Source organism: Parvibaculum sp. (assembly GCF_049672805.1).
Classification (GTDB): Bacteria; Pseudomonadota; Alphaproteobacteria; order Parvibaculales; family Parvibaculaceae; genus Parvibaculum.
In genome coordinates this window covers 1-6888 of the sequence record NZ_JBATWS010000162.1, presented here as the reverse complement: position 1 = coordinate 6888, position 6888 = coordinate 1, and the positions used below count along the sequence as shown (strand labels likewise).

9 protein-coding genes are annotated in these 6888 nt (G+C 61.4%); 1 reads left to right on the top strand and 8 read right to left on the bottom strand.

What is annotated here, in order from left to right; translation table 11 throughout:
- Window positions 1–65: 65 nt before the first annotated feature.
- Both WBF74_RS05290 and WBF74_RS05285 read right to left on the bottom strand, forming a co-directional pair.
- The gene (locus WBF74_RS05290; RefSeq protein ID WP_424436264.1) at window positions 66–1697 is read right to left on the bottom strand and encodes an MFS transporter; all 1632 of its coding nucleotides are present in this window, start codon (window positions 1695–1697) and stop codon (window positions 66–68) included.
- A gap of 83 nt (window positions 1698–1780) precedes the next feature.
- The gene (locus tag WBF74_RS05285; protein ID WP_424436261.1) at window positions 1781–2392 is read right to left on the bottom strand and encodes an NUDIX domain-containing protein; all 612 of its coding nucleotides are present in this window, start codon (window positions 2390–2392) and stop codon (window positions 1781–1783) included.
- 318 nt (window positions 2393–2710) lie between these two features.
- Here WBF74_RS05285 and WBF74_RS05280 point away from each other — a divergent pair, with 318 nt between their 5' ends.
- Complete coding sequence (locus WBF74_RS05280; protein ID WP_424436258.1) at window positions 2711–3259, top strand: MarR family winged helix-turn-helix transcriptional regulator; 549 nt, start codon at window positions 2711–2713, stop codon at window positions 3257–3259.
- Window positions 3260–3288: 29 nt separating this feature from the next.
- Here the strand turns inward: WBF74_RS05280 and WBF74_RS05275 are convergent, their stop codons facing one another.
- From WBF74_RS05275 to WBF74_RS05250, 6 genes are all read right to left on the bottom strand, one after another.
- Complete coding sequence (locus tag WBF74_RS05275; protein ID WP_424436255.1) at window positions 3289–3837, bottom strand: DsbE family thiol:disulfide interchange protein; 549 nt, start codon at window positions 3835–3837, stop codon at window positions 3289–3291.
- Window positions 3834–4052, bottom strand: a complete 219-nt coding sequence (gene ccmD, locus WBF74_RS05270; protein WP_424436252.1) for a heme exporter protein CcmD — start codon at window positions 4050–4052, stop codon at window positions 3834–3836. Before ccmD ends, WBF74_RS05275 begins: the two co-directional genes overlap by 4 nt.
- A gap of 4 nt (window positions 4053–4056) precedes the next feature.
- Entirely contained in the window at window positions 4057–4824 is a 768-nt protein-coding gene (locus WBF74_RS05265) for a heme ABC transporter permease (RefSeq protein ID WP_424436249.1), read from the bottom strand.
- 74 nt (window positions 4825–4898) lie between these two features.
- Window positions 4899–5576 carry a heme exporter protein CcmB gene (gene ccmB, locus WBF74_RS05260; protein WP_424436246.1) on the bottom strand — a complete coding sequence of 226 codons (678 nt, stop codon included), beginning with the start codon at window positions 5574–5576 and terminating at the stop codon, window positions 4899–4901.
- On the bottom strand, window positions 5573–6199 hold the full coding sequence (gene ccmA, locus WBF74_RS05255) for a heme ABC exporter ATP-binding protein CcmA (RefSeq protein ID WP_424436243.1): 627 nt from the start codon (window positions 6197–6199) through the stop codon (window positions 5573–5575). Before ccmA ends, ccmB begins: the two co-directional genes overlap by 4 nt.
- Window positions 6186–6888: crotonase/enoyl-CoA hydratase family protein (locus tag WBF74_RS05250; protein ID WP_424436240.1), on the bottom strand; the 703-nt coding region annotated here is incomplete at its 5' end. The genes WBF74_RS05250 and ccmA, both read right to left, overlap by 14 nt.

The window sequence follows — 6888 nt, the reverse complement described above, 5'->3', positions numbered from 1 at the left end:
CTTTTCGGCATGGCGCAGATTCCGGTACTCACGAAACATGCGCTGCGCGACGACCCGAGCGCCGATTAAAGCTCCCTGTCTTTCGTTTCCGGCACGAAGAGAATGCCGATGATGAAGGTCATCGCGGCAATCGCAATCGGATACCAGAGGCCGGAATAGAGATTGCCCGTTGCCGCCACAATGGCGAAGGAGACGGTCGGCAGGAAGCCGCCGAACCAGCCATTGCCGATGTGGTAGGGCAGCGACAGAGATGTGTAGCGGATGCGGGTCGGGAAGAGTTCAACCAGCATCGCCGCAATCGGCCCGTAAACCATCGTCACATAAAGCACGAGCACGAAGAGCAGCAGCACCACCATCGGATAGTTGATCGTATCCGGGTGGGCGTGGAGATAGCCTGCCTCTTCCACTGCATGGCGGAGCGCCGCATTGAACCGTTCACGCCGCGCGCCATCTGCATCTTCTTCCGCATTGAAGGACGCAAGCACCACTTCGCCAATGCGCACTTCCGCAACCGTGCCCGGCTCCGCCGCTATATTGCTGTAGGGAATGCCGCGCTGCGCAAGCGCCGACTTCGCCACATCGCAGGATGAGGTGAAGGCCGCTGTGCCGACCGGATTGAACTGAAATGAACATTCCGCCGGATCGGCAATCACCACCACGGGCGAATATGTCTGCGCAGCCTCAAGCTGCGGATTGGCGTAATGGGTGAGCGCCGAAAAGATCGGGAAATAGGTGAGTATCGCAAGCAGGCAGCCCGCCATGATGATCGGTTTGCGGCCGATCCTGTCCGACAAGGCGCCGAAAACGACAAAGAAAGGCACACCAAGAAGAAGGGCTGCACCCACAAGCAGGCTCGCCGTCTGCCCGTCCACCTTCAGCACCTGGGTGAGGAAGAAGAGCGAATAGAACTGGCCCGTGTACCAGATGACGGCCTGACCGGCGGTGAGGCCAAACAGCGCGATCAGCACCAGCTTCATGTTGCGCCACTCGCCGAAGCTTTCCTTGAGCGGCGCCTTGGAGAGCGTGCCCTCCTCCTTCATCTTCTGGAAAAGCGGGGACTCATTGAGCTTGAGCCTGATCCAGACCGAAATGCCGAGCAGGACGATGGAAAGCAGGAAGGGAATGCGCCAGCCCCAGTCCTCGAAGCTTTCCTTGTCCATCATCAGGCGGCAGCCAAGAATGACAAGAAGCGAGAGGAAGAGACCGAGCGTTGCCGTTGTCTGGATCCATGCCGTATAGGCACCGCGCTTCCGCTTCGGCGCGTGCTCCGCAACATAAATCGCTGCACCGCCATATTCACCACCCAGCGCAAGGCCCTGCGCAAGCCGCAGCACGATGAGGATTGCAGGCGCCGCAAAGCCGATTGCCGCATAATTGGGCAGCAGCCCGACAATGAAGGTCGAAAGCCCCATGATGAGGATGGTGACAAGAAAGGTGTATTTCCGCCCCACCAGATCACCGAGCCTTCCGAACACCACGGCACCGAAAGGCCGCACGGCAAACCCCGCCGCAAAGGCGAGCAGCGCAAAGATGAAACCCGCTGTCGGGTTTACGCCGGAGAAGAACTGCACGGAGATGATCGCGGCCAGCGATCCATAGAGGTAAAAATCATACCATTCGAAAACGGTACCGAGTGACGAGGCGAAGATGACCCGCCTCTCCTCCGTCGTCATGCGTTGCGCCGCGCCCTCTTCCATCCGCGTTCCCCCAATTATTCGGATGAGAGAAAATGACGAAAAACCGGGCCGCTCGCTACCCCTTCCGCATGATTTTCCGCCAGTCAGCTGGCAGGCGGGCCGCTCAGAGGAAAGAAGTTGCCATTCTCCCCGTCCGGGTTTGTGAACGGCGCTATGACACTGTCATTCATCACGGAACGGAATTGTGTGAGTGCCCAATAGACGCTCGGGAAGGCAAGCTCGCTCCAGGGAATGTCTTCCCAGGCGAAAAGCCCGACCTCCAGGCTTTCCTCACCCGCCGAGAAAACCGGCTCGGCGAGCGTCGCGCGATACATGATCTGCACCTGCGCGATGCGCGGGATATTGTAGATCGCGAGAAGATCACGCACCGTAATATCCGCATTGGCCTCTTCGCGCGCTTCGCGCCGCGCCCCATCCTCGGTCGTCTCGCCCTGTTCCATGAAACCGGCCGGCAAGGTCCAGAAACCGCGCCTTGGCTCAATCGCGCGGCGGCAAAGAAGGAACTTATCGCCATAGGTCACGACAGAACCGACAACGATCTTCGGATTTACGTAATTGATGAAGCCGCAGCGGTCGCAGATATCGCGCGGGAGACTGTCTCCCGTTGGCACGCGCCGCGAAAAGGTGACTTCTGCTTCAGCGCCCGCCTCCCGGGGCATGGGTACGGCAGGCATTTTCTTGTGTGTGTCTGACATAGTTCTTTTTTATCTGGTCTTGGTTGGTCCGCCCACGGAGATACGCCTGCCTCTCGTGAATGTTTATTTTCCACACGGAGTTTAGGGCAAATGTCCGGGCACAGACCTATCGGCGGCTCTCACCACACTTTTTTAAAGTTTGCTTCTTGCAAGCAAGGTAGATACGGGTGCATATGATGATAAAGCGCCCGAGGTCTGACGGCCACAGAAACGCCTCGAACATGCGCGAGAATATTTCCCCCGAGGGAGCACTGTCGCAAGGACACCACCCCAGTAGCGGTCCCGGCCGGGGCCGGATTACGCCAAAGGACAGAACGAATGGCACCCAGGAAACCGACCGGAAGTTTTGATCTGGAAAACTCGTTGAGCCATTTGCTGCGCCGCGCGCAGCAATTTGCGCATGAGCAGTTTGTTCAGCAGATGGGCACGAGCACACTCACACCGCGCCAGTTCATCGTGCTGTTTGCCGTGGAAGAAGAAGAAGGTCTGAGCCAGACCGATCTCGTGAACCGCACCGGCATTGACCGCTCGACGCTTGCCGACATGATCAGCCGCATGATCAAGAACGGCCTTCTTGCCCGCAAGCGCACCACCGAAGATGCGCGCGCCAATTCCGTGCGCCTCACCGCTGCCGGCCGCCGCGCGCTGAAGAGCGCAATGCCGAAGGCGCTTGCCGCCGAACAGGCGCTGCTCGATGTGCTGTCGAAAAGCGCACAAAGCGATTTGATCAAGGCACTCAGCCAGCTCAACGCGGCGATCGAGAGCAGGAAGTCCACCGAGGAAGAGGCACCGAAGGCACCTGCAAAGCGCGCCGCGCGCAAGCCCGCTGCGAAGAAGCCTGCTGCTCGCCGTCAGAAGAAAAGCTGATCGGAACCGGAAATGAGCGTGGCGGCGCCTCAGCGCGCCGCCCGCAACGCCGGCAAAAGCTGGTCGGCAATCGCATCGGGCGTCAGCGGCCCGACATGCTTCAGGGCAATCCGCCCGTTTTTATCAATGACATAGGTTTCCGGTACGCCATAGACACCCCAGTCTATCGCGGTCCGCCCCGTTGCATCCTTGCCGATCCGCTCAAACGGATTGCCAAGCTCGGCAAGGAAGCGGCGCGCCGCGGCCGGATCATCCTTGTAATTGATGCCATGAAGCGGCACGCCCGCCACATTGGCGAGCTCCACCAGAAGCGGCATCTCGGTGCGGCAAGGCACACACCACGACGCCCAGACATTCACGATGGCAGGACTTCCCTGCCCGAAATCCGCGCTTGAAAGGCCCGGCCTGTCCAGCCCGTCCACCGGCGGCAGCTCGAACTCCGGCACATAGCGCCCGATCAGCGCGGAAGGAACTTCCGAAGGATCGCTACCGCGAAAGATGGCCGCATAGAAAACGCCCGCGAGCAGCAGAAAGACGATAACGGGCAGAACCGCCACAAGCCGGAAACGCGAATTCACTGTCTCTCCTCATTCTTCCGGTTTTCCTGTTGCGGCGCAGAGGCTGCCCGGCGTACGCGACCGCCGGAGAGCACTTCAAGCTGTTCCACCAGCCCCTTCTGCATCCGGTAATCGCGCAGGCTCCACCAGATCACCGCCAGAATGACGGCGGCGGAAAGCCCGTAAGACGCCCAGACATAAGAGGCATAGCCGCCCATATGAAAAAACTCGGCCACCGGCTCAGCCCTCCCCTGCAGACGCGGCGCGCGCAAGCCGCAGATTACGCACACGGCGGCGCAGAATCTCGGCGCGCATCTTCACCAGATGCAGCGTGATGAAAAGCAGCGTAAAGCCGACCGCCATCAACCCCAGCGGCAGCAGCATGGAAGGCGCAATGGTCGGCCCGTCGATGCGGAAAACGGAAGCAGGCTGATGCAGCGTGTTCCACCAGACAACCGAATAGCGGATGACCGGAATATTGATCGCGCCTGCAAGCGCGAGCACGGCGGCCGCACGCGCCGCGCGCAGCGGATCTTCGATCGTTGCCCAGAGCGCCATATATCCGAGATAGAGAAAAAGCAGGATGAGCACGGATGTCATCCGCGCATCCCATTCCCACCATGTGCCCCACATGGGCTTGCCCCAGAGCGAACCCGTGGCAAGCGCAAGAAAGGTGAAAGCCGCGCCAAGCGGTGCGGCGGATTTCGCCGCAACATCGGCAAGCGGATGGCGGAAGATAAGCGCCACCGCTGACGCCACCGCCATGACCGAATAGCCGAACATCGAAAGCCAGGCAGAAGGTACATGCACATACATGATGCGCACCGTCTCGCTCTGCTGATAATCGGGTGGTGAATTGAAAAGCGCGTACCAGAGGCCGACCGCAATCACCAGCGCGCTCAATATCCATAAAGGCATGAGAAGCCGCGCCGAGAGCGCCATGAAGCGCGCCGGATTGGCATAGGCATGGAACTTTTGCGCGGCGGTCGGGCTGCTCATGCGTGCCATTTAGCGCGGCCTTCCGGTAGAGGGCAAGGCACGGCGGCGGGCATATCGCCGCGCCGGCGGGAGATTATGACCCCTCATCGCAGATTTGCCCGCAAGGCGGCAGCCGCCCCAAAGGGGCCGATGACAAGGCTTCCAAGCGTGATCGCCCCGAGCAGAAGAAGGGCCTGCCTTCCCGCCTCGCCTTCAAATCCGGCGGAGGCTGCCGAGGCCGCCCCGACGCCGAAAATCAGCACCGGAATATAGAAGGGCAGCACCAGCAGCGAGGCGAGAAGCCCGCCCCGGCGGATGCCGACCGTGAGCGCGGCACCAACAGCCCCGATGAAGCTGAGGGCGGGCGTGCCAACCAGCATGGCAAGGATAAGAGAGGGCATGGTTTCGGGCGGCAGGCTCAGCAACAGACCGAGAACGGGTGCTGCAATCACAAGCGGCAACCCTGTCACCAGCCAATGCGCAAGCGACTTCGCCACCGCCACAAGCTCAAGCGGCAGCGGCCCGGCAGAGAGAAGGTCGAGAGACCCGTCCTCACTATCCGCCTGAAAGAGACGATCAAGCGTGAGCAATGCCGCAAGCAGCAGCGCCACCCAGAGCATGCCGGGTGCGAGCCGCTCCAGCATGGGCCGGTCCGGCCCGACGCCAAGCGGCACGATGGCAACCACGACAAGAAAGAAGAAGGCGGCCATGCCGCCCCCGCCGCCCACACCGGCAGCGAGCCTGATATCGCGCAAAAGAAGGGCGAAGAAGGCGCGGCTCATGCAGAAACCCCCGCACCAAGCCGCAATTCCTGCGCGCGCTCAAGACCGAGATCGAGATGCGTTGCCGCAACGATGATACCGCCGCCGCGCAAATGCGTGTTCATAAGGCTTTGCAGCCGCTCGACGCTTGCCTTGTCGAGCGCAACGCTTGGCTCATCAAGCAGCCAGAGCGGGCGCGGCACCGCGACAAGCCGCGCAAGGGCAAGCCGCCGCTTCTGCCCGGCAGAGAGATAGGCAACCGGCAGATCGGCAAGCGAGCCAAGCGCCACCGCTTCCAGCGCCGGATCGATCAGCGCCCTCTCTCCTTCAAGATAGGCCACATGAAAGCGAAGCGTTTCGATGACACTCATGGAAGGCTTCAGCGCATCGAGATGGCCGACATAATGGGATTGCTCGGCAATGCTGCGCTCTCCATCGCCGCCCTTGAGAAGAAGATTGCCCTCGGGAATGTCGAGAAGCCCCGCGATCTGACGCAGCAGGCTCGACTTGCCCGACCCGTTCGGCCCCGTCAGCACAAGCGCTGTGCCCGCCGCGACCTCGAAGGAAAGCCCTTCGAAGACAAGCCGCCCGCCACGCAGGCAGGTAAGGTCACATGCGATGAGGCGGAGGTCAGATGTCGTCAAAGCGCCCGCCCCTGCCCTTGCCGGACGCAAAACGCGCCGCCCCTTTCAGCGTTTCGCCGGATGCGAGCACCTTGCGCCCATGGTCGAACTCATTGGCAAGCGCGCGGTCGTAGGGCAGATCCCATTGCTCATAAGCCGACATACGGTCATGACGGAGGCAAAGCTGCGGGAAACGCGCAATCTCCTGTGCGAGCTTCTCCGCTTCCTCGCGCCCCTTGCCTTTCGGGACGACGCGGTTGGCAAGCCCGATCTGCAAGGCTTCCGCCGCATCAACCGCGCGGCCTGTCAGGATCAGGTCCATGGCGCGCGAATGGCCGATCAGGCGCGGCAGACGCACCGTGCCGCCATCAATCAGCGGCACACCCCAGCGGCGGCAGAAAACACCCATGACTGCGTCTTCTTCCACCACGCGCATGTCGCACCAGAGCGCAAGCTCAAGCCCGCCCGCAACAGCATGGCCCGAAATGGCGGCAATCACCGGCTTGTTGAGAATCATTCGCGATGGCCCCATCGGCCCGTCCGTTGCGAGGCGATGGAACCCGGCACCCGTTGCGGGGGGCACGGAGCGATTACCCTTTCCGCTTGCAACCGCCTTGAGATCGGCGCCCGCGCAAAACGTGCCGCCTTCGCCCGCAAAGACGGCAACCAGCGCATCCTCATCCTGCTCGAAAGCAAGAAAGGCATCGACC

Excerpts from the sequence above, each read along its gene's own strand:
- WBF74_RS05280 (WP_424436258.1), top strand. The coding sequence starts at position 2,711 with ATGGCACCCAGGAAACCGACCGGAAGTTTTGATCTGGAAAACTCGTTG.
- WBF74_RS05285 (WP_424436261.1), bottom strand. The coding sequence starts at position 2,392 with ATGTCAGACACACACAAGAAAATGCCTGCCGTACCCATGCCCCGGGAG.
- ccmB (WP_424436246.1), bottom strand. The coding sequence starts at position 5,576 with ATGAGCCGCGCCTTCTTCGCCCTTCTTTTGCGCGATATCAGGCTCGCT.
- WBF74_RS05265 (WP_424436249.1), bottom strand. The coding sequence starts at position 4,824 with ATGGCACGCATGAGCAGCCCGACCGCCGCGCAAAAGTTCCATGCCTAT.
- WBF74_RS05290 (WP_424436264.1), bottom strand. The coding sequence starts at position 1,697 with ATGGAAGAGGGCGCGGCGCAACGCATGACGACGGAGGAGAGGCGGGTC.